Source organism: Deltaproteobacteria bacterium, from assembly GCA_016874755.1.
Lineage (GTDB): Bacteria > Desulfobacterota > Binatia > UBA9968 > UBA9968 > DP-20.
In genome coordinates, this window is sequence record VGTH01000026.1 from 1 (window position 1) to 21,992 (window position 21,992).

Below are 21,992 nucleotides of genomic sequence, written 5' to 3' on the forward strand. Positions count from 1 at the left end.
ACGAACAGCGGCGCTGACCAGTCGCCGGGTCACCCGCTCGATTATACCGCCCCAAACTGCCGCCCAGCATCCGCGTCTACGTATGTGCCGTTGACCGTCGGTGCGGAACCTTAGAGCGGAGTTATGGTCAGTCAAGTTCACTTCCAGGTTGTCCTTCTCGATGCCCGGAAGCTCGGCTTTCACGACGATATCGTCTTTCTCCTCATAGAGGTCGACCGCCGGCGCGCGTAGCTCCATATCCGCCCCCTCGAACCAGCGCTCCGGCCGCCACGATCTCATCCGGCGGCCGAAGAAGTCCTCCATCATTCGGTCCATATCTCTTTCCCAACGTGCCAAATCCATTGCTGGACGCCACGGTGTTACCGCCTTGTTTTCTTTTTCTTTCGCTTTGTCCGCCATTGCCGGTTCCTCCTTTGTGTGAAAATTGTTTTAACTTTCCATAGACGAGAAACCGCAAGCAACGTGCCATCCCAATCGCTATGATTTTCAACGCAACACCAAGCCCTCTTTGCAAAGTTGCAAAAGATCGGCGCGGGTTTTTTCAACATTGCGATTTCCGAAAGGCGCACGCGAAGAAATACTTCGGCACTGTAATTGCACAATTTTCAATGAGCGGAGGCGCTATGAAAGCATACGCAGCAGTCGGGGCGGCCTTGCTGGTTGTTATTGCGGTCGGCGTGTCGACCGTGCAGCGGGCATGGAGCCAAGAAATGGAAGTTATCGGAGCGGGTGAGCTGGAGTATCAACGCAACTGCGCCGTGTGCCACGGCATCGACGGCAAAGGGCAAGGATTGATGAAGCGATTCTTGACCGTGGCGCCCACCGACCTAACGACCCTGGCGAAAAAAAACTCCGGGCGCTTTCCGTTCTGGCAAACCTATCGGATTATCGACGGCCGTGAAGAAGTGCGCGGCCACGGCGCCAGAGAGATGCCGGTTTGGGGCGCGCGCTTTCGCGCCGACGCCGGCGGCGAAGACAGCCCGGCGCGGGCGCAGGCGGCGGGGCGGATTCTCAGCTTGGTTTTCTACTTACAGCACATTCAGGAGTAGGGACACTATCGGTTGGGGAAAGAATCTGAGCCCTTCGACTGAGCTCAGGGCGAACGGACCGAGGGTGCAATCGTTCAGATAAATCCGTTCATGCTGAGCCCGTCGAAGCATTCTTGATTTTTTTCCTATTTCCTGAGGGCTTTTTCGATCTCGCTGGTGATGCGCTTGTCCTCGGGCTCCACACCGCTTTCGAACGAAGCGACCGGTTGCCCTTTACGGTCAAGTAGATACTTGTAAAAGTTCCATTGCGGCGCTTTGCCGGTCTTGGCCGCAAGCTCACGAAAGAACGGACTAGCTTTAGCTCCGACCACTGAGCTCTTGGCGAAAACCGGGAAACTGATGTTGTAATTGACCTGGCAAAACTGCGCGATCTCTCGGTTGCTGCCAGGCTCCTGGCCGCCAAAATCGTTGGCGGGAAAACTCAGGACGACAAAACCCCTATCCCGATAACGTCGGTAAATTTTCTCCAGGCCGTCGTACTGCGGCGTGTAGCCGCATTCGCTGGCGGTGTTGACTATCAGCACCACTTTGCCTTGAAACTGGCACAGCGACACCGGCTCGTCCATCAGGTTGAATGCTTTGTGGTTAAGCGTCGGCGTGCACGAAGCCTCTGCCGCAAAGCTTGGCAGCGATGTTCCCAGCATGAGAACAACGGTGCTTAACCGGACAACCGCTCGCATATGCATGAATTTTGTTCCCGTAGGGTGGGCCGTGCGCACCGATCCGAATGGTGCGCTACAGATACTCCGATACCTCGACAAGATTTCGATCCGGATCGCGAAAATAAACTGAGCTCATCTGCCCCATCGCACCGCGCCGGCCGACCGGACCGATGATAGCGACCTGCTCGGCGCGCAAATGCGCGACGATCTGGTCGAGCGGCGCGCTCGCCACCATGCAAAAATCCGCCGAGCCCAAGGTCGGCACCTGCGCCTTGTTGGCGGTGTCGGTGGCCAGAGTTTGCAGATTGATCTTGCTGTTGCCAAAACGCAGCGCGTAGCGCGGCTTGCCGTCCGACCCGGGAAACTCTTCTTTTTCGAAACCAAGCACGCGCGCGTAAAATTGCACGGTGGCGTCGATGTCCGCCACCGTGAGGACGATATGATCGAAGCGGTCGGCGAGGGGTTTCATGTCATGATCCGTTCAAACCGTTCCCCCTCGTTTTAGTGCGCCCGCCGCGCCGGCGGCTCTAGTCCGACAATGAAGGACGGATTGACCGTGCACATCGAATAGATCTCGTCGTCAGTGCAGCCAAAGGCCGACATGTGGCCGCGCAGCAAACGCAGCGATTCTACTGAATTCGGGAATAGCGGCTCGCCGGCATCGGACGACAATGTGCAATGCTCCGGACCGACGGTGCGAATCGCTTTGTACATATTGCCGGGATCGATGCCGAGCAGCGGCGACAATTCATCATAGGTAAAATTCAACCACAGCCCGGCCTCACCCGCTTCTTTCATTTCGTCGATGGTCAGACTGACAAACGGGCTAAACGGGTGATCGACGACACCGCGCTTGAAGCCGATTTTTTGGCAATACTCGACCATGGCGCGAAACTCCGGTTTGGTCGGATGACCGAAAAACACCGCGACGTTGTGGTCGTGGGCAATGCGAAAGATCTCTTCGATTTCCGGCAAGAGTTTGCCTTTGTCATTGAGTAGATAGTGACCGTACTTGAGCGAGTCTTCCCATGACAGCGGGTCGGTGTGCGCTTTCGGATCGGCGTTCTTGTCCCACGCGCTCGGCTTGCCGCCGACGATGTTTAAGGTATTCGCCGACGTGTTGTTCGGCATCCACAAACCGACGCAGCCGGCTTTGATATTCTTTAGACACCAGGACGGCTCAAGCTTCGAGAGAAAACCTTGCGTCACCGAACAACCTGGCCAGACATGCACCGGTGTGTAGCCCTTCTCTCCGCACCAAGCTTCAAGCGCCTGGCGCACACCGGCCACCGTGCCGGCGGGATTGCTGCGCCCGACGATGGTCTTGTAGAGAATGCCTTTCATGTGGCTTTTCGACGCCAGCTTGGCAACGCCGAGGGCATCCTGCTGTCCTTCGTGGGCATGGCAATGGATGTCGATGGAATCGTCGACGCCGATCACATAGTCGAGCGACGGATCGACGGGCCCCTGCTTAAAACCGCGGCGCGCCGGATAGGAAGTCACAGAACGGACGGCGCTTGGCGTGGAATAGTTCGGTCTGGTGTCGGCCATGGAAAGCCTCCTGATTGGCAAATTTGATCGGACCATAGCGCGTCAGTGCGCAGCGAGCAAACGGGCAGAAGCTCACCACGAAAGCACGAAGGACGCGAAGTTTAGAGAAGGATTAGTTGGGTTAACTCCTTTTCCGAACTTCGTGCCCTTCGTGCCTTCGTGGTGAGAACTTTTCTGGTGAATCTCAAGTTGACAATTTCCACTGCCAGGTGGTATCGCGGAACTCTCACAGGAGGCTTCCATGTCCCAACTGCCAAGAATCATCGACGGCGACGGCCACATCTTCGAAGACGGCGATGCCATTGCCAAACATTTCCCTTACAGCTCGGTCGGTGGCCGGCTGCGCAGCGGCGTTTTTCCACTCAACAGCCACATCCAATATTCGTTGACGCGCACACCGCCCGGCGCCTTTGCCACCGATTCCGCAGGCCGTTTCAAAAACCCCGGCCCGGAGGGCTGGATGAAATTCCTCGACGAAGTGCAGATCGACAGCACTGTGCTATTCCCAACTGCCGGCCAACGCATCGGCCGCATTGTCGACCGCGACTATGCCATCGGCGCGGCGCGCGCCTACAACGACTGGCTGGCCGAAACTTACGTGCGGCGCGATGCGCGCTTCAAAGGCGTCGCGATCATACCGATGCACGATGCCGAAGCCGCCGTTGAAGAACTGCAGCGCGCCGATACCAAACTCGGCCTGAGTGCGGTGCTCTTCCCTGCCACCGGTGTGCATTTGAATCTCGGCGCCAAACATTACTGGCCGGTCTACGCCGAAGCGGCACGCCTGGGCTGCCCCGTCGTCGTGCATGGCGGCGGCCATTGGGACTTGGGCATGGAAACGATGAACATCTCCACCGGCGCCAACGCCATCGGCCATCCGATGTCGCTCGCCATCGCGCTGGCGGAAATGGTGCTGAACAATTTATTCGAGCGCTTCGCCGGCCTGCGCGTCGCCTATCTCGAAGGCGGGCCGCTGTGGTTCTTGATGGCGCTCGAACGCCTGTCGCGTTCCTATGAAGCCGGCACGCCGGTCAACCCGCGCGGCGAGCTGCTGCAATTGCCCAAAGGACAAAGCGTCGCCGATTACATTCGCGGTCTGATCAAAGCCGGCCGCATGGTGATCGGCATCGAGGGCGGCGAATCGGACTTGGCCTACGCCATCAAAGTCGCCGGTGAAGAAGCGTTTATGTTCTCGTCGGATTTCCCCCACGAGGTCAACGTGCAGACCGTGACCCAAGAAATCCACGAGCTAAGTGAGCGCGAAGAAATCAGCGCCACCGCCAAGCAAGCGATCCTGCGCGGCAACGCCGCGCGGTTTTATCGGTTGGCAGCGAACTGAGCCTTCTCTCGATACGAACGCCGACTTGGTAAAGCGCTCAATTCGCCGGTGGCGGCCCGCTGGAGTGAGTTGTTATTCAGTGCTGCTTTCACTCTTAACGGCACTCATCAACCTTCACCGCACTTACGGGCTGGCTGTCGTTGGCGCGTAAACTGAAGTTCCAAACGAGTTGTGGCTGCTTAATGTCCTCACGAAGTCGAACAATAATTCCAGCCACCGTGATCTTTACACGAGCGTCTTCCACTGGAAACGGTCCACGATCGTCAACGGTCACCGAGATAGTTTGCCCGCCCGCGATCCTGAGTTGCATAGTTTTCGCGGGCTGCGCAAAAGACGTGGTGGTCAAGATCCTGCGGCGCAGAAGCATACGGTTATTAACGATGAGCACGAAGCCTCCTCGTCGCGACTGACGTTAGGACGAGCGGCGGCACAAAGGCGAAGCCTTTGGGACGTCCGCTCGATGGTTAAGCGGCACTGTTGGAAGAAAAGTTCGACTTCCACGCATGCACAACCTCGCTGACTTTGAACCCGTGCTGAGTCTCAGGCACTCGCCTGCTAAATGCGGCGCAGAAGACGCGCCCATTTAACGCGGTGAGTGTCGCGTGCAGGGGATCTGGCTCTCCCATCTGCACTCCGACACGGATAAGCAGCGCTTCCTCTTGCTTTGACTTCAGCAGCTGCGAAACCGGAAGCGGTGCCATTGAGAACAGACCCACTTTGTAGAAATTCAAAGCTCGGCCATCAACCTCGCGTTGGACAAGGTTGTACTCGGCAAACTGGGCTTCCGCAACAGCGCGCAGATGCGGCGGAAGCTCTGCCACCAACAAGGCTAGCACCTGCTGTTCCCCCGCGGACAACATCACGCCACCACGCAGCAGACGAAGCAACCATGAGCCGTAGCTTCGCTTCACGCTCCGTGCCGCCTCAACGTCAGAATGAGCGACGCGTCTTTCGCGCTCGCCCCATCCTTTTGTTAGGCTTTTTGTCGACTCTGAACGGCTGTCGCTCATCGCCGGGTATCGGCGGAACATCTGGTACGACAGCCAATATGCGATCAAATGCCGCAGGGTCCGCCCGACGTGCTCGCTCCTCCAGGTATTCTTCCGTTAACAGGGCGGCCATCTTCTCCGCAACAGCCGTAGAGATGAATTGGTTGATGGATATGGACTCTTTTGCAGCCAGATCGCGCACTTTATTATGCACCGACTCTGGCAGCCGCAAACTCAACATGCTCATGGCGATTCCTCCAACTGTCGTAAGAATTGACCTGGTCGTAGGACCTTGACGCCAAAACGTTCCGCGCCCACAAAGTCGCGGACATTGTGCGTCATGACATATTGACAGCGAGCCGCTACGGCCACTTCGAGTACGAACTCATCGTTCGGATCACGCAGAAGCGGACGCCACAAAAAGTGAATAGCTTGGCGCTTACCGCATTAGCAGGTTCAAGGGCAATCGGCGCGTCGCCGCACAGAACAGTCCAAACCTCTACGCAGTACTCGACCTGCCTATCGCTGAGACCAGCGCGATTGCGTCCTGCCGTGAGCATCATCGAGAATATACCGCTTCGAACGAGTTGGAGTTTATCATAGAGGCGCCGTTTTCACAGCAGGGGATGCGAGCGTGAGAAAATCCCGCATTGAGTGAACTGATCTCGGCTACTAATTATACGAGCATGACCAAAGAGAATTTGCGCCTGAAATCAACAACCTGTCAATTCGCGCTCGCGCTCGTATACCCAATATCCGTGGCCTCGTATATTAATATACCTGCAGAGGTCCCCGTCTTTCGGGAGTCGTCAATGCGGAACGAGCGTAGCCTTCAGGCCTACTCTGATCGGGCCTGCCGGCGTAGCACTTCGTTCGCTCACACAAAGCCGTGCAGCCGCGCGGGATTGTCTACTAAGATCTTTTTCAGCAACGCGGCGTCGTTGTCGACGTAGCGATACAACAATTCGACTTCTTCGGCGTCGTTCATCATGCGCTTTTTCCATTGCGGGTGGGGCCAGTCGGTGCCCCAGATGATGCGGTCCGGGGCGGCTTCGATGAACGCTTTGCCGTAGGGAATCGCATCGTCCCAGCCGGCGTCCATTTTGGAATCGCGGTTGCCGTTGGAGATCATCACCCACCAGTTCTCGCGCTTGAGCGATTCGAGCACCCACTTGATCACCGGGCGCTCCATGCCGCCTTCGAAGCCCACGTGGCCAAAGTGGTCCATGACCATCGGCACGTCTTTGATCGAGCGCAGGAGGGCGGAATTCTCCAACAGGTCTTCGCCGTTGACGTGGAGCCGCGCGTGCCAACCCAGCTCGCGCAGGCGCGCCATGTTGCGGCGCACCTCCGCCTCGCGCTGTTCCATGGCGAAGAAACGGACAAAGTTAAAGCGCGCGCCGCGCACGCCGGCGGCATGCAGCCGCGCCGCTTCGCTCTCAGAAACTCTATCGTCGAGAATGCCAATGGCGCGGTAGTGCGCCGGATCGTTTAGCGCTTCGAGCTCGTGCAGTAACGATCGATGGTCGCTGCCATAGATTGCGCTGTGCACGATCACACCGCGCTCGAAGCCGATCGCTTTGTGCATGCGCCGCGCTTCGGCGAATGTCGCGCTCTCGATCGGCGGATAGGGCGCATTGGCGCGCGGTGAAAATTTCACCGGATCGGCATAGATGTGAAACTGGCAATCGCAGCTTTCCGCGGGCGGCGCCGGCACCGGCATGCGCGGATTGCGATGCCATTCGTAGATTTTTTCTCCTGCGGCTGTGCGGGTAGCCATCGGCATTCTCCCATTGCGGCGTGAATTGAACGCGAGCGCGTCATCGAGATTCTTCTATACACGAACGGGCGGGAAAATGCGCAGCGGCGCGGCTACCACCTCTCAAGCCCGCGCCGTGTCGAAGAACGTTGCGTTAGGCTGCTCTATGGTATTTCGACCGGGGCAAGATATTCGATGCGCACAAAGCCTGGCGCATTGCCGTTGAGCGTCACTCTTGCCCAGGAATTCTTTACGTCGAGCACCGCTACGACCGCCCCTTCGGCAAGCGTCTCCACGGTGGGCGCGGCGTATTTCGCCGCTTGCCTAACCGCGATGGGCCGCCGGGCGCGGTAAAAGTGAGTGCTGATTCGAGTGGCAGCGCCACCAATGAGTTTTTTGTTTTCGGCGACTTCCTGAGACTCCTGCCGCACGGCTAGCGGAGCCGTTTTCGCAACCGGCTCAGGGTGGCGCGGCGCTTTTGCGGCTTTTTTCAATTCTTTGACAGGCGCCTTTACTGCAGGTGGTAAAGTCTTAAGCGCAGCCGTTTCCGCAGACTCGCGGAGCGCCGAACTGCCTTGGTCCTCTGCCTTCGGCGCGTTGCCAGCCGGCGCGGCCGCGCTGACTGACGGCTGGGCCGGCAGTAGGCTCGCCGCCGGCGCGACCGGCGGTTTGGTAACAGAGGAGACAGCGACAACGTTCGCCCGTACTTGCTGATTGCTCATGTCGCCGCTTCTTAGAAGTCCAACCGTCACAGTAACCACTGCCAACAGGCTCACAGCGGAAACTGCCGTCAGCGGCAGCGGCCCGTGCCGCAAACGCTGACTCAGACCGCGTGGCTCACTGGATAAACGGATGCGCTGAGCGGTACTCGCTCGTGCTTGCTGCTTCTGGATCGTGCGAATCGCTCGCAACCGCTGCATCTGCAAAACTATGCAGTCCTTGATGCCCCCCATCCACAGCATCGCCCGGCGAGGACGCCACTGGATGGCGTTACGGTAGAGCGCATCCCAGCCAATATGTCGCGGTTGGACCAAGGCTGAGCAAAAGGAGAGAACTTTGCGTTTCGATGATCGCAGCGATGGGAGCTCAGCTAGCTGACGGCGCAGGACCACAATCCGCGCCACCAGCAAGCGGCACAAATAGGCGTCGCGATCCTGCGGATTTTTGGCAATCGCTTCATTGAGCAACTTCAGGCTCTCGTCGTAGCGCTGCTGTGTAACGAGTAGTTCGAGTTGAGTGAACTGAGCCGCATCGCGTAGCAAACCATCCATGTTGTGACCCTCCACAAAGCTGTTGAGCCGTGCCTGGCCTTATGGGCCCGACATCCCTGCCAAATCTTGGCACAAAGGGGCCGCCCTAAATCCGGGCTTAACCCAATAGCAGAGGTGGAAGCCGGAAGTCAAACAGGAATAAAACTATTTTATGGCTGTTAGATCGGAGATCGAGCCGTCATTTGGCACCCAGATTAGCGCCATTGGCTGCCTTACCGATGGCTGGGCTCCTCGGCTGCAAGCGGAAGTCTCCTGCGGCAGGGTTGACAAAGAGGGGGTCCTCATTTGAGCAGGTTTCCTGATGTGAGTGGGGGTTTAGAACCATGTTCATTGTAGATTTCCGATCCGGCCGGTTTGCTGCGGATGAGATTGTTTCTAACGACATTCGGTGTCGCCCCTGTAGATTGGTTGTAAATACCGTAGCGAAATCCATCAACAATATTGCTTTCGTGCACGGAATCGCCGGAGCTAGATTGCAAAAAGATTCCGTAACTATTGACGCCTGTTTTCGTGAAGTCGTTGCGCGGGCCAGCCACGATAGTGTTATTGCGGATAGAGTGACCTTTGCCTCGGACATTATGGATTTGATAAGCCCCATTGTTAGAAAAAACATTGTTCTCGATTGTCCAGTTATCACCCCCGCTGATGTAAATCCCTTGCACGGCGTTATCGTGAATGTACGAATTGCGCACGACGATGTTGTTACCGTCCGGGCTCAACCCCGTACCCGCATGGTTGTATGACTCAGAGTCAATGAATCGGGCGCCACCGGCGTGCAAGTACCAACCATGCCAGAAGCGCGCATGGCCATTTTTGCGCGCCAACACGCCATTCACCTTGTTGGTGTCGAAGGGCACGCCGCAGCTGTGAATCTTGGTTCTAATAAACTGAAGATCGAAGTCTCGATTGCTCTTTTTGGCCCACTGTGTGATGCAGCTGCCGATGCCGTAGCGAATTTCCAAATTTTGGAACCGAATATGATCAGCGAAATCGCTCAGCCCCACTGGGTTGGGCACAATACCCTTAGCATCGAGGTCAATACCGTCAATGATTAGAAAACGCACCGGCACCCGAATGTTGTAGAAATCTAACACATAGTGGGGGACGAACCCTTTCGGCGCCTGCCAAAATAAGCCGCCCGCCGGTTGATTGTTGCCGCTGCCTTGCCAACACGAATGAGGGAAATCCTTGACCAACCCATAGCTCGCAAACCTGGCGCACTCCTCATACGTCGATAGGTGCACGGAGTTACGGACTTCTTCTTCGCTATGAGGGTGGCCCGGCGGCAGGTAGCGGCGAAACACCGGCCTCTCACCCGGATAGGCTTTAATCGTCACCGGATTATCCCACGAGGTGCCGGATGGAATAATAGATGCGCCACCGTGCGAGAGACCGCCAGAAAGCCCCAGGCCAGTGTCGTACTCACCGGCGCGCACGATCAAGGTTTCTCCCGGCCTGAGCCGAGGAACGGCTCTTTGCAGCGTTTTGAATGGCTGTGTCAGGGTGCCGGGGTTGTTGTCACTCCCGTTGGGGGCGACATAGTAAGATCCGCCCGGCGCGGCCATGGGTTGCGAGGGCAAAGGCTGAGCACCGACTGAGCCGCCGCTTTTGCTTTGCAACGTGGCACAGGCCAACAGCGCGAACAACATCAAGACCATCATTATCGCAACTGAAACGGGAAACTTTTGCATGGGGTTTACCTACTGGCGCACCCAAACTTCGCCGGGGCGCAGCCCCATTTCGCGAATCCTGTGCGGCAGGTCGAACGGTTTCTCGATATCAAAGCCCTGGGGGAAATCGCGGCTGCGGGTGTGGTTGGCCAAAAGCTCTAGGACCAGAGATCTCGGCAGGTTAAAGCCGTTGACTTCGGCCGACTGCAGCCGAAACTGACCGCGGCCATTTTGGCCGACGACGTCACCGCGCACCAGCACCGGAACTTTGCCGGAAAGAAAATTTAGCGGTCCGCTGTTACGCTTACGGTTGCGCTTGAACTCATCGACGTCGACCAGCACCCGCGCAACCAGGCGCGACTCGCTGACGATTGTGACCTGCGGCTCACCGATGGCCTGGGGAGCGTTTTCCTTGAGGTAGCGCGCCACTAGCAGATTCACTTCATCTTCGGCAAAGGCAAGATTTTTCGGCGGCACCGGCGTGCGCCCGCCATTTTCCGCCAATTCGTCGAGCTTTTCTTGCAGCCGCGTGGCCGGGTCTTTGGGCAGTTGCACCGGCGGTGTGGTAGTCGTGCAGCCCCACAAAAGAACCGCGCACAGGAGCGCCAACACGCTGGCGCTGCCGCCGTTTCTTTTTGCCCAATGGTGAGTTGGTTGCATGGTCGGGTGAATTACGCTTTGGTTAATATAGAAATTCGTTTCATAGTGAGCAAGGAGGCGCGCTTTTAATGATTATTAGCTCGGGAGTCGACTTGATCGAAGTGGCGCGCATTCAGCAGGCACTCGACGACCAACGTATCGGCAGGCGCTTTCGCCAGCGCGTCTACACCGAGGCGGAAATCGCCTATTGCGAAAGCAAAAACCGCGGCAAATACGAAAGCTACGCCGGCCGCTTCGCCGCCAAGGAAGCGGTCATGAAAGCGCTCGGCCGCGGCTGGGGCTCGAAAGTCGCGTGGAATGAGATCGAAGTGGCGCGCGCCCGCAGCGGCAAACCATCGATCGTCCTGCATCACAAGACCGCCGAGTGGGCCGCTCACCTGGGCGTGCGCAGTTGGGTGCTGTCGATTACCCACACCAAGGATCACGGCCTAGCCTACGTCATCGCACAGGATGTGGAGTAGTCGTCGAAATAATAATTCGAGAAGGGGGCATTCTATTCTCTATCTTCAATCATCTTTGTCTGAACCTTCGCCGGCAGCAGAAAAATCGCCGCCAACGCCCAAATGCCAAACACCAAGCCCGCCAGGGTCCAGAGAACTTTCGAGCGGCCGGATTGACTGGCCACCACCAGGCAAAGAGTCGCGTCGAGCACATGCACCATCGCTCCGGTGCGCAGCAATGTGACGGCATCCATGTCGGGTTTGATGAAGAGCAAACCGGAGAGATAACCGAAGAGATGATAGAAATCCACGAGTCGCCCTTGACGCTTCCTTTGGTGAGCTAATATACTCGCTCTTCGCGAAAATAGGAACGACGTTATGGCGGTAAAAACCATCGAGTGGAAAAACGATCGGGTCATCATGATCGATCAGCGTTTACTGCCACAACGCGAGGTCTACCGGGTTTGCCGCAATTATTTAGAGGTTGCCGACGCGATCCGTTCCATGGTCATCCGCGGTGCGCCGGCCATCGGCGTGGCGGCGGCCATGGGCACCGCGCTCGGAGCCATGGCGGCCAAAGAGAAAAACTTCGATTGCGACTTCGAAAACATCGTCACCGCCCTGGCCCAGACTCGGCCCACTGCGGTCAATCTGTTTTGGGCGCTCGAGCGCATGCGCAAGGTTTATAATGAAAATCGCCGGCGCGGCGTGGCCTTTGTCAAAAAGGCCCTCAAAGCCGAAGCGCAAAAGGTGTATAAGGAAGATATTGAAGCCAACAAACGGCTTGGCCAATACGGCGCGCAGCTTTTGGGCAATGCCAAACAGCTCATGACCCATTGCAATGCTGGCGCCTTGGCCACCGCAGGATATGGCACCGCCCTCGGGGTCATGCGCGCTTTCAAAGAGCGCGGCAAAGAGTTCGAAGTTTGGGTCAACGAGACGCGGCCGTTTCTCCAAGGCGCGCGATTGACCGCGTGGGAGCTGCAGAAAGAGAAAATTCCCGCGACGTTGGTGACCGACAACATGGCCGGCTATCTGATGCAGCAAGGCAAAGTAGACGCCGTGGTCGTTGGCTGCGACCGCGTTGCCGCCAATGGCGATGTCGCCAATAAGATCGGCACGTATACCGTGGCCGTGCTCGCCAAACGCCATGGTATTCCTTTTTATGTGGCGGGGCCGACCTCATCGATCGATATCGATTGCCCGACCGGAAAAGATATCCCGATCGAGCAGCGCGACCCGAAAGAGGTCTCGCATATTTTCGGCAAGGAGTTGGCGCCCAAGGGGATGAAAATATTCAATCCCGCTTTTGACGTGACCGCGCAGGAGCTCATCTCTGCGATCATTACGGAAAAAGGCGTGATCCAACCGCCGTACCGGCAGAATATTCGCAGCCATGTCAGCCACTGAACACGTCATCGAAAAACACGACGAGCTGGAAGCCTACTTCCACAACGCCGGCAAGACCAAAGATCGCTGGCGCGTCGGCACCGAGTACGAAAAAGTCGGCATCGACCGGCACACCGGCCAGGCGATCCCCTACTTTGGCAAGCGCGGCGTCGATCGCATCCTGCGTGAGCTGATCGACCGTTTTCGCTGGGAGCCGGAAGAACAAGACGGCAACATCATTGCTCTGTCGCGCGACAGAGCGCAGATCACCCTAGAACCCGGCGGCCAGATCGAGCTGAGCGGCGAGCCCTGCGAAACCATCCACTGCACCAACGCCGAATTCACCCAGCACATCCGCGAGTTGATCGAAGTCTGCAAGCCGATGGACATCGTTTTTCTCGGCCTGGGCATGCAGCCTTTCAGCAAGCTCGACCAGATCGAATGGGTACCGAAAAAGCGCTATCGCATCATGGGCCCCTACATGCCGACGGTGGGCAAGCTCGGCCAGCGCATGATGAAGCAGACCGCCACCGTGCAAGCCAACATCGATTTTCTCGACGAGAAAGACGCGATCATGAAATTTCGCACCGGCATGGGCTTGGCGCCGGTCTTGATCGCCATGTTCGCCAACTCGCCGATTTGCGCCGGCGAGTTAAACGGCTACCGCAGCTTCCGCGAGCACATCTGGACCGACACCGACAAGAGTCGGCAGGGCTTATTGAAATTCGCCTTCGAAGCCGACGCCTCGTTTGCTCATTACGTCGAATACGCCCTCGACGTGCCGATGTATTTCATCATCCGCAACCACGACTACATTAACATGACCGGCCGGACGTTCCGCCAATACATGCAATATGGCCACAACGGCCAGCGCGCCACGCTGGAAGATTGGTCCGATCATTTGACCACACTGTTTCCAGAAACCCGCATCAAGCGCTACATCGAAATCCGCTCCGTCGACAGCCAACCGCCCGAGTTGATGCCGGCCCTGTCGGCGCTGATCAAAGGGGCGTTTTACGATTCTGATTGCCTGCAAGCGGCATGGGATCTGGTGAAGGGCTGGAGTTGGGACGAACGCAACGAAGTCTATCTCGACTCGCACGTCAACGCGCTGGCCACCAGATTTCGTCGCTACTCGCTACTGGACTTGGCCAAAGAGCTGACCGAAATCGCCTGGACCGGCCTATCGCGCCAGAACGCCGTCAACGACCTCGGCGACAACGAGACCATCTATCTCCGCCCCCTGAAAGACTTAATCGACAAAGGCAAATGCCCCGCAGACCTGTTGATCGAAAAATGGGAGGGCGAGCTAAAGCAAGACGTCCGCAAGCTGATCGCCTACAGCGCTTATAAGCTGCCGTAGATTTCATCGACAATTCGTTGGTGATCAAGCTGCGCCAGACAGAGATCCAACTCCGTGCCCCCAACTCCGGTGAATTCTTTTAGATATCTTTCCTTGAGATGCATCACGCGTGTGTAGCTCCGCTCGATCTGGGCGCGCAGTTGGGCGTCGTTCTCGGCAGCGTCCGCGAGATATTCGAAGCAGCGCACCGGTTTTTCTAGACCGTCGCAGTAGAGCAAGACATCGACGCCGGCGTTGACACACAGCGCCGCCGATTGCTCGACGCCGTAGTGATCGGCGATCGCCTTCATCTCCAGGGCGTCACTGAAGACCACGCCTTCGTAGCCCAGCTGGTGGCGCAATAGGCCGGTGATGATTTTTTCTGACAGCGTCGCGGGGAATTGTCGATCAAGGGCTTGGTAGACCACGTGGGCGGTCATCAGCGCTTCGATATGAGTCTTACAAGCGTGCGCGAATGGCGCGAGCTCGATTTGCTTCAGCTCTTCCAAAGGCCGCGCCACCACCGGCAAATCGCGGTGCGAGTCTTTGTCGGTATCGCCGTGGCCGGGAAAGTGTTTGCCAACGGGGATGATGCCGCCGCTACGCAGCCCGGCGATCCACCGTTCGCTGTAGCGAATCACGTCCGCTGGGTTATTCGCGAAGGCGCGCTCGCCGATGACCGGATTGTTGGGGTTGGAATTGACATCGAGCACCGGCGCAAAATTCATATTGATGCCGGCAAGCACGAGCTCATCGGCGGTGGCGCGCCCAGCGCTAAAGGCCAGTTCCGGTTTGCCGGTGCGGCCCAATTTTTCCGGTGCTGGAAAGTGGGTAAATGGCTCGGGCAATCGATGGGCGCTGCCGCCCTCCTGATCGGCGGCGATAAACGGCGGCGCTAAGGCGCCGCTTTCCCAGAGCGAGCGGCACAACTCGACGACGCGGGCAGCGTCTCGACAGTTGTTTTTGAAAAGCACCACACCGCCGAAGCCGTACTCTTCAATCGTCAACCGTTCGTCGGCGCTGAGATCTTCACCGCGCAGCCCGATCATGAATAACTGGCCCAGTTTTTCTTGCAGCGCAATCATCGGATGCGAGGATAGCGCGTCCATCAAGCGGCTTCAAAGATTACGCTCGGCGACCGGCTCTTCCTTTCTGTAGACCGCGATGCGCACAATCCGCGGCTTTGTCAACCTGAGCGCCAGCAAAGGATCTGCTTTTCCGTGCGGTCATACGGGCAGACCCTCCGCCTTCAGAACGCCAATTACCACATAAATTTAGTAGAACGTGGGCGGCTTGACGAATAAGTAAGTAAATGCTAACTAATAACCATGAAACGCAGCCCGAGATTACACTCAGATGAACGCCGGCAGGCGATCGTTGGCGCGGTACGCACACTGTTTGCCGAAAAGGGATTTGACGGGACCAAGACGCGCGAGCTGGCCAAAGCGGCCGGGGTTTCCGAGGCGCTGATTTACAAACATTTTCCCAGCAAAGAATCGCTCTATGCGGCGATGCTCGAAGCGTCGGCGAAGGGGCCGCTGTTTGCTGAGTTCAACCGGATTTTGGCGCTCGATCCGTCAGTGGCAACGCTGGCGGTGATGGTGCACTTTACGATCTCCTATTACGCCCACAACCATCAACCCGAAAAGGCCGCCACCAATGCACTGATGGTGCGCAGTCTTCTCGCCGACGGCGGCTACGCGCGCCTGACGTATCAAAAATATGCGGATGCTTGGACGCGCAAATTTGAAGCCTGTATCAAGCAGGCCGTCAAAGCCAATGCGCTGCAAACCAACGATCGGCGCGGCGATCTGTCCATGTGGTTCGTCCAGCACATTGGTTTTTCGCTGATGCTGCACCGCCACCCGGCGGTGCCGGCGATTCAGTACAAAGCCAGCGAGGAGACTTTAGTGGAGCAGGCGACGCTGTTCGCGTTGCGCGGACTGGGGCTCAAAGAGGAAGTCATCGAACGGCACTATAACCCCAAAGTGATGGCCTTACTCGCCGGCTGATTTGGCTTGGTAAGTAAATGGCCACTTGTAGTGGAGGAGGAATTTATGTTCGAGAGCAAAAAAACTAACAACCATCAGGAATCCAGCAGCGGCGCCGAGGAGCGGATCGGCGCGTTGTTTCAGCCCGACACTCTGGCCAACCATCAATTTACCGACACCTACCGCCGCCAGCTGCCTTTGGAGCCGGAACAACGCCTGGTGATCGCGGTTTTGGAAGACGGCATCAACACGTTTCAAGACAATTGCGGTGCACAACATCCGCGCAAGCGGCGGCTCTTTGAAGAAGCCGAAGCTTGGATTTTTGCCGATGAGCAAGATTGGATTTTTTCGTTCAGCTCGGTTTGTGCGCTGCTCGATCTCAACCCGGACTATCTGCGCCGGGGATTGCGCCAATGGCAAGCACAGGGCGGCTGCGGCACGAAAAGAAAAACCGAGAGCTCGGGCTCGGCGCCACGGCGCCGGGCGGCTTAGCAAGACTAGGGTTCAGGTTCAACGCTCATAGGTCGCGAGGTATTTTCTTTAAAGCCAAGCACCTTACTGACGGCGTTGCGCGACGTCGAAACCGCGCTGGTGAATTATGCCAACGAACAGAACCGCAACGCAGCGCTCATCGACGCAGTAGCCGCCAACCGGCGCGCCTTCACGCTGGCCAACGAACTTTATCTGCGCGGCTTGAACAGCTTCTTAAACGTCCTCGACGCGCAGCGCTCGCTTTTCACTGCGGAGAACGATCTCACCCAAAGCGATGCGGCCATGGCGAACAATTTGGTCGCGCTTTACAAAGCTTTGGGCGGCGGTTGGACTCCGTAGCGGCCCAGAGCCACGTTGCAGCCTGCTATCGTCGCTTGCCGTCGCGTCGCGCCAGGAAGAAGTGCATGATCAACGTCAAGAGGACTAGCATGACCAAATAAAAGAGTTCAGTTTCATTTGCCATAAATCACCTCCGCCGATCGGTCTATAAAGAATCAGCAGCAATGGCCATGCCACAGCCGCGGTGCCGCCGCAGCAAGAATACCTTGATCTTGTCACAGCTTTGTGCTCGGTAGGGACCGCCAAACCACAAAAACATTCGCAAAGCCGCGACTCAATTCGTAAGCTTAGGAAAAAGCGTAGCGCGCCTGAGCGCTGGCCTTCTATTTGCGGTGTTGGAAAATCGAAGACGTATACGCGGCGATTCACGCGACTTTTTTGCAACCATGCGAATTTTCCCGAGAGTATTTTCATCTATGCGAAATGTGAGAGGTCCACACCAATGCCGGGAACCATACTAGTTGTCGAAGACGAAGAGCTAGCTCGCGAGAGCCTTTGCGAATTGTTGCGCGGCGATGGCTACGAAGTCTTCGACGCCGGCAACGGCAACCAAGCCAAAGAGATCATCCAGCAGCAGGATCTCGACTTGGTGCTTACCGATTTGATGATCCCTGGACCGGACGGCCTGGCGCTGCTTGAATACACGCGGGAAATCTCGCCGCAAACCCTGGTGATGTTGATGACCGCCCATGCTTCCGTGGAGACCGCCGTACAGGCGATCCGCAAGGGCGCGCAGGACTATCTCCTCAAGCCGCTGATCTTCGAAGATGTCGCCCGCAAGATCGAAAATCTTATGTCGCACCGCAAGCTCGCCTGGGAGAATCAACTACTCAAGCGCGAAGTCGACGGCCACTTCAACCCTGAACGGCCCCTCGGCCGGAGCCCGGCAATGCAGGAAATTGTCGCCATGATCAGAAAAGTCGCGCCGACGCCGACCACCGTATTGATCAGCGGCGAAAGCGGCGTCGGCAAGGAAGTCGTCGCACGGCTGATTCACGCCCAAAGCCCTTCGAAAGATAACGTATTCTTGCCGGTCAATTGCAGCGCGATTCCGGAAAACCTTCTGGAGAGCCAACTTTTCGGCCATGTCAAAGGCTCTTTCACCGGCGCGGTCAACTCCCAGGAGGGCCTGTTCCAGCGCGCCCGAGGTGGCACCATCTTCTTGGACGAGATTGGTGAGATGCCGCTGAGCCTGCAGCCCAAACTGCTGCGCGTGTTGGAGGAAAAAACCGTCCTGCCGGTGGGCTCGACGACGCCGGTGCGGGTCAACGTGCGTATCTTGGCCGCCTCCAATCGCGACCTGAAGGCCGAGGTCGAGGCTGGCCGCTTTCGCGAAGACCTGTACTATCGTTTGAACGTTTTTGAGATCACCATACCGCCGCTGCGCAAGCGGCTCGAGGATTTGCCCAGTCTGGTCGAGCATCTGATTCGGCGCCACAACATCGAGATGAAAACCAACTACAAAGGCGTCGACAGCGCGACCATGCGCGTGCTCATGTCGCTGCCCTGGAAGGGCAATATCCGCGAACTCGACAACGTGCTCGAACGGGCGATGATCCTCGGCAACGGTGAATGGATCTCGCCTGCCGATCTGCCCGGGCAACAAGCCGACGACGACGGCCCGTACGGCATGGAGGACAATCTCACCAAAGCGGTAGAGCTCTACGAAAAGAGCCACATCGAGCGTACCCTGGGCAAGACCGCCGGCGATAAGATCCGCGCCGCCGAACTTCTCGGCCTCAGCCTATCGACGCTCTATCGCAAGATTGAAAAACTCGGGGTGCAGGAGTAGCGGAGGGGAAAAAACCACAAAACACACGAAAGGAGGAGCGGGTTTAAAACCCGCCCCTCGAAATTCTTTTTTGCGCCTTTTGCGTTTTTTGCGGCTATGCTTTTCTCTGGTTGCGGCTACGCCCCACGCTGTGGGTTTCGTGGTTTCTTCTTCTTGACTAATTAAGATCGACTACTGCCACCGCCGTGCGGCGGCGGCGCGGGTTGCGCAAGATCTGCAGCGACTTTTGCTCGATCTGGCGAATGCGCTCGCGCGTGACCGCGAACATATTGCCCAACTCCTCAAGCGTGTAATCGCGCTTTTCTTGAATGCCGAAGCGTTTGCGCAGGACGGCCTCCTGGCGCGGCGTCAACACCGCCAGCGCTTTGCGCACTTCCATGCACAGATTGGACTCGGCGGCTTGCTGCTCCGGTTGCGCGTGGATGCGGTCCTCGACAAAGTCTTCCAACTCATCGCCGTCTTCCCACACCGGCGTTTGCAACGACACCGGCTCGACCTGGGTCTGGGTCATTTTGAGCAGCTCTTCGACCGATACCCGCATCTCTTTGGCGAGTTCCTCGGGGCGCGGGTCACGGCCCAGCTGCTTCTGTAAATACTGTGCGCTGTGCAGAACCTTGTTACGGGTCTCGACCCGATGCACCGGCACACGGATGGTGCGACCGGTGTCGATCAAGCCGCGGGTGATCCCCTGGCGGATCCACCAACTCGCGTAGGTGGAGAAACGAAAGCCGAGGCGGTAGTCAAATTTCTCCACGGCACGCATCAATCCCAGGTTGCCCTCTTGAATCAGGTCCAAAAACGCCAAGCCGCGATTCATGTAGCGCTTGGCAATGCTCACCACCAGCCGCAGGTTGGCCTCGGTGAACTCTTTTTTCGCGACTCGCACCACGGCCTCGCCACGCTCGATCGCTTTGACCACCTGGTCCAGCTCCTGAACCGAAATGCCGCACGATTCTTCGATGGCAGCAGTCTCACGCGCGATCGCTTCGCGCCCCGCGCGTGTGGCCGTGCTCCTCTGCGCCTGCAAGCGCACCACCCTCTCGGCCAGCCCCTTCACGCGGCTCACCAGCCTATCGTGCTGTTCGCCGGCAAGTCGGAGCGAGCGAATCGCTTCATAAGTCGACGCCGTGGCCTTGCTTGCGCTTCGTTCCAGCAGCTGCCGACGGGGCTGCGACACCCGCGCCTTGTGCAACTCCCGGCGAATCTCCTGGCGTTGCATTTCGAACCGGCGCAGCTTCGCAATCAGTTTGAGAAAAGGCTTGGGGTCGACCAGACTGACGCCTTCCTCCTCACCCTCCTCTGACCGTTCGAGAATGGCGCGTAGTTCGAGACTGCCATCGGCCACCGCTTCTCCCAGTGCCAGGACATGGCGCACCGCCATTGGCACGGAATAAAGCGCCTGGAAGATTTCGATTTGACCGCTCTCGATCGCCATTGCCAGCTCGATCTCGCGCTCGCGACTGAGCAAAGGCACCGCGCCGATGTCCTGCAAGTATTGTTGGATCAGGCTCAGCTCGCCGCTGACAGAGGTCTTTTCGCTGGACTCTTCATCGCCCTCTTCAGCCGCCGCTTCGCCCTCGGCCACCGCTTCGGCGACGTTCTCGTCGAACTCATCGTTGGCCGGAAATTCTTCCCTGGATCTGATAGTTTCCATAGCTTTTCACCCGACCTGATTGCCATTCAGCAAAATACGCGCCGTTGCGGCTACAACGACTTCCCCAATCTTACTCTACGATATTTGCGGCCAGTTGGATTCCTTCATTCTTTAGACGTGGCAACCAACCTGCCAGTTTCCCAGAAACCTTAACTAGTCTTAGACGCTGACCCTGGCCGTTTGTTCGCGGCCGGTAGATTTTTTATGCAACTTCGGAAGGTTCGAGCCGTTGGAGAATAAAATAGTCATTAAAAATAAGCATCTCGCTGCGGCGCGTCAAGGGGGTTAGCAGAAATGAGGATTTCGTAGATTCGACGACAACGCACGACGCGTTTCGCGGCCCTGCGAACACGCAAACAGCGGAGTTTGAGCCAAATCGCTGAAATTGCCCGGTTGCGTAGGTTTCAGGCAGACGGCATAGGCTTTGCCGCATAAACAGGCAGCACAAACAACCTTTCGGCAGACCAGGTCACCAACGGCCGCTGATCTCATTTCGCCTCGCGTCGCCCTGTAGTTCGCTCGCCAAGTGGTGTAGAACTAGCAGGCTGCGGGAAACGCTTCGGGACCTTTCGACTGAGCTCAGGCCAGGCTTGTCCAAGCATTCTTACGAGTCTTTTAACAACCGCGGATGACCACTAAACATCGGAGTGTTGCAATGAATCTTTGGGCTCTCCACCGGTATACTTTATGTGCCGCCATCGGCTTTTGCCCGCTCCTCGACACCGTGGCTGCCGCCGACAAGATCAACGCCAGTTACGGCGCCATCTCCGGCTCAATGGCGCCCATCTGGGTGGCCAAAGAAGGGCGGCTGTTCGATAAATCAACGAGTTGGAAGCCGGCGGCTTTTTCGATGAGATGAACAAAATCCACGGCAAATAACACGTTAAGAAATACGGAGGAGTCTGTGAAATCTGTAAAACGCTACTTGCTCAGCGCAGTTTTTCTCTTTTGGTCTCTGAACGGGCTCGCAGGAGCCGCCGACACCGACCCCCGCGCGGAGGATCGCAAGCAACTGCTACACCTGATGCACGAAGTCGAAGCCGCGATCAACGAGCAAAACATCGACCGCATGCTGACCCAGTTTGCCGACAACGCAACCGTCACCTGGCTCAACGCCGAAGTGTCGCGCGGCAAAGGCGAGATCAAAGCCTATTACCAACGCATGGTCGGCGCCGAAGGTACCATTCTCAAAAAGTATCTGACCAAAGCCTCCCTCGGCGCGCCGGCGAGATTTTACGGCGACATCGCGGTCGCCGACGGCAGCACCGCCGACGAATTCTTTCCCTGGAAGCGCGACGTGTTTAAATTTGACTCGCGCTGGTCCGGCACCATGGCGAAGATAGATGGCCAATGGAAGCTGGTCGCGCTGCACCTATCGACCAACGTATTCACCAATCCGCTAATTGCGGAGTACGAGCAGATGCTGCGCTACGTCGGCATCGGCGCCTTCCTCGCCGGCCTGCTGTTGACCTATTTGCTCATGCGCTTTCTGCGCCGTGGAGCCCGATAAAGACTCTCACCACGAAGACGCGAAGTTCACGAAGGTAAGCCGCAAAGGGCGCGATGAATCGCGCCCCTACATCCGGATTCTTTTTTGCGTCCT

At 57.4% G+C, this 21,992-nt stretch carries 26 protein-coding genes; 11 read left to right on the forward strand and 15 right to left on the reverse strand.

Going from position 1 to position 21,992, the window contains the following annotated elements; all coding sequences use genetic code 11:
- Positions 1–399: Hsp20/alpha crystallin family protein (locus FJ145_16065; protein ID MBM4262932.1), on the reverse strand; the 399-nt coding region annotated here is incomplete at its 3' end.
- Positions 400–479: 80 nt separating this feature from the next.
- On the opposite strand from FJ145_16065, the gene FJ145_16070 reads away from it, so the two are divergent.
- On the forward strand, positions 480–1,049 hold the full coding sequence (locus FJ145_16070) for a cytochrome c (protein MBM4262933.1): 570 nt from the start codon (positions 480–482) through the stop codon (positions 1,047–1,049).
- 125 nt (positions 1,050–1,174) lie between these two features.
- On the opposite strand, the gene FJ145_16075 is transcribed toward FJ145_16070, so the two are convergent.
- From FJ145_16075 to FJ145_16085, 3 genes are read right to left on the reverse strand one after another with little or no spacing between them, the layout of a single operon-like run.
- Positions 1,175–1,735: a glutathione peroxidase gene (locus FJ145_16075; protein MBM4262934.1), complete on the reverse strand. Its 561-nt coding sequence runs from the start codon at positions 1,733–1,735 to the stop codon at positions 1,175–1,177.
- 49 nt (positions 1,736–1,784) lie between these two features.
- On the reverse strand, positions 1,785–2,180 hold the full coding sequence (locus FJ145_16080; protein MBM4262935.1) for a VOC family protein: 396 nt from the start codon (positions 2,178–2,180) through the stop codon (positions 1,785–1,787).
- A 32-nt stretch (positions 2,181–2,212) separates the two neighbouring features.
- Positions 2,213–3,262 (reverse strand): hypothetical protein, encoded by a 1,050-nt coding sequence (locus FJ145_16085; protein ID MBM4262936.1) that lies wholly within the window; start codon positions 3,260–3,262, stop codon positions 2,213–2,215.
- Positions 3,263–3,503: 241 nt separating this feature from the next.
- On the opposite strand from FJ145_16085, the gene FJ145_16090 reads away from it, so the two are divergent.
- Positions 3,504–4,601 carry an amidohydrolase gene (locus FJ145_16090; GenBank protein ID MBM4262937.1) on the forward strand — a complete coding sequence of 366 codons (1,098 nt, stop codon included), beginning with the start codon at positions 3,504–3,506 and terminating at the stop codon, positions 4,599–4,601.
- Positions 4,602–4,695: 94 nt separating this feature from the next.
- Here the strand turns inward: FJ145_16090 and FJ145_16095 are convergent, their stop codons facing one another.
- The 8 genes from FJ145_16095 to FJ145_16130 all read right to left on the reverse strand — a co-directional run bounded on the left by FJ145_16095 (position 4,696) and on the right by FJ145_16130 (position 10,950).
- On the reverse strand, positions 4,696–4,989 hold the full coding sequence (locus FJ145_16095) for a hypothetical protein (GenBank protein ID MBM4262938.1): 294 nt from the start codon (positions 4,987–4,989) through the stop codon (positions 4,696–4,698).
- 76 nt (positions 4,990–5,065) lie between these two features.
- Entirely contained in the window at positions 5,066–5,512 is a 447-nt protein-coding gene (locus tag FJ145_16100; protein ID MBM4262939.1) for a hypothetical protein, read from the reverse strand.
- Between the two features lie 19 nt (positions 5,513–5,531).
- Complete coding sequence (locus tag FJ145_16105; protein ID MBM4262940.1) at positions 5,532–5,837, reverse strand: toxin-antitoxin system HicB family antitoxin; 306 nt, start codon at positions 5,835–5,837, stop codon at positions 5,532–5,534.
- Positions 5,834–6,019, reverse strand: a complete 186-nt coding sequence (locus FJ145_16110) for a PIN domain-containing protein (protein ID MBM4262941.1) — start codon at positions 6,017–6,019, stop codon at positions 5,834–5,836. Before FJ145_16110 ends, FJ145_16105 begins: the two co-directional genes overlap by 4 nt.
- A 448-nt stretch (positions 6,020–6,467) precedes the next feature.
- Entirely contained in the window at positions 6,468–7,376 is a 909-nt protein-coding gene (locus FJ145_16115) for a 2-pyrone-4,6-dicarboxylate hydrolase (protein MBM4262942.1), read from the reverse strand.
- 137 nt (positions 7,377–7,513) lie between these two features.
- Positions 7,514–8,620, reverse strand: a complete 1,107-nt coding sequence (locus tag FJ145_16120; protein MBM4262943.1) for a hypothetical protein — start codon at positions 8,618–8,620, stop codon at positions 7,514–7,516.
- A 281-nt stretch (positions 8,621–8,901) separates the two neighbouring features.
- Complete coding sequence (locus FJ145_16125; protein MBM4262944.1) at positions 8,902–10,311, reverse strand: DUF1565 domain-containing protein; 1,410 nt, start codon at positions 10,309–10,311, stop codon at positions 8,902–8,904.
- A gap of 9 nt (positions 10,312–10,320) precedes the next feature.
- Positions 10,321–10,950, reverse strand: coding sequence for a hypothetical protein (locus FJ145_16130; protein MBM4262945.1), 630 nt, complete (start codon positions 10,948–10,950; stop codon positions 10,321–10,323).
- A gap of 68 nt (positions 10,951–11,018) precedes the next feature.
- Here FJ145_16130 and acpS point away from each other — a divergent pair, with 68 nt between their 5' ends.
- The gene (gene acpS / locus FJ145_16135) at positions 11,019–11,411 is read left to right on the forward strand and encodes a holo-[acyl-carrier-protein] synthase (protein ID MBM4262946.1); all 393 of its coding nucleotides are present in this window, start codon (positions 11,019–11,021) and stop codon (positions 11,409–11,411) included.
- Between the two features lie 32 nt (positions 11,412–11,443).
- On the opposite strand, the gene FJ145_16140 is transcribed toward acpS, so the two are convergent.
- A complete protein-coding gene (locus tag FJ145_16140; protein ID MBM4262947.1) occupies positions 11,444–11,701 on the reverse strand; it encodes a hypothetical protein in 258 nt (85 codons plus the stop codon).
- A gap of 67 nt (positions 11,702–11,768) precedes the next feature.
- Here FJ145_16140 and mtnA point away from each other — a divergent pair, with 67 nt between their 5' ends.
- Positions 11,769–12,800, forward strand: coding sequence for an S-methyl-5-thioribose-1-phosphate isomerase (mtnA, locus tag FJ145_16145; protein ID MBM4262948.1), 1,032 nt, complete (start codon positions 11,769–11,771; stop codon positions 12,798–12,800).
- A complete protein-coding gene (locus FJ145_16150) occupies positions 12,787–14,142 on the forward strand; it encodes a glutamate--cysteine ligase (GenBank protein ID MBM4262949.1) in 1,356 nt (451 codons plus the stop codon). Before mtnA ends, FJ145_16150 begins: the two co-directional genes overlap by 14 nt.
- Here the strand turns inward: FJ145_16150 and nagZ are convergent.
- Positions 14,127–15,230 carry a beta-N-acetylhexosaminidase gene (gene nagZ / locus FJ145_16155; GenBank protein MBM4262950.1) on the reverse strand — a complete coding sequence of 368 codons (1,104 nt, stop codon included), beginning with the start codon at positions 15,228–15,230 and terminating at the stop codon, positions 14,127–14,129. The genes FJ145_16150 and nagZ overlap by 16 nt on opposite strands.
- Positions 15,231–15,449: 219 nt before the next feature.
- Here nagZ and FJ145_16160 point away from each other — a divergent pair, with 219 nt between their 5' ends.
- From FJ145_16160 to FJ145_16175, 4 genes are all read left to right on the forward strand, one after another.
- Positions 15,450–16,133, forward strand: coding sequence for a TetR/AcrR family transcriptional regulator (locus FJ145_16160; GenBank protein ID MBM4262951.1), 684 nt, complete (start codon positions 15,450–15,452; stop codon positions 16,131–16,133).
- A gap of 45 nt (positions 16,134–16,178) precedes the next feature.
- Entirely contained in the window at positions 16,179–16,604 is a 426-nt protein-coding gene (locus tag FJ145_16165; GenBank protein ID MBM4262952.1) for a hypothetical protein, read from the forward strand.
- Positions 16,605–16,631: 27 nt separating this feature from the next.
- Positions 16,632–16,943: a TolC family protein gene (locus FJ145_16170; protein MBM4262953.1), complete on the forward strand. Its 312-nt coding sequence runs from the start codon at positions 16,632–16,634 to the stop codon at positions 16,941–16,943.
- A 442-nt stretch (positions 16,944–17,385) separates the two neighbouring features.
- Positions 17,386–18,735 carry a sigma-54-dependent Fis family transcriptional regulator gene (locus FJ145_16175; GenBank protein ID MBM4262954.1) on the forward strand — a complete coding sequence of 450 codons (1,350 nt, stop codon included), beginning with the start codon at positions 17,386–17,388 and terminating at the stop codon, positions 18,733–18,735.
- 157 nt (positions 18,736–18,892) lie between these two features.
- Here the strand turns inward: FJ145_16175 and FJ145_16180 are convergent, their stop codons facing one another.
- Positions 18,893–20,170 carry a sigma-70 family RNA polymerase sigma factor gene (locus FJ145_16180; protein ID MBM4262955.1) on the reverse strand — a complete coding sequence of 426 codons (1,278 nt, stop codon included), beginning with the start codon at positions 20,168–20,170 and terminating at the stop codon, positions 18,893–18,895.
- 874 nt (positions 20,171–21,044) lie between these two features.
- Here FJ145_16180 and FJ145_16185 point away from each other — a divergent pair.
- Positions 21,045–21,248, forward strand: a complete 204-nt coding sequence (locus tag FJ145_16185; protein ID MBM4262956.1) for a hypothetical protein — start codon at positions 21,045–21,047, stop codon at positions 21,246–21,248.
- A 45-nt stretch (positions 21,249–21,293) separates the two neighbouring features.
- Entirely contained in the window at positions 21,294–21,899 is a 606-nt protein-coding gene (locus tag FJ145_16190; protein MBM4262957.1) for a nuclear transport factor 2 family protein, read from the forward strand.
- Positions 21,900–21,992: the final 93 nt, after the last annotated feature.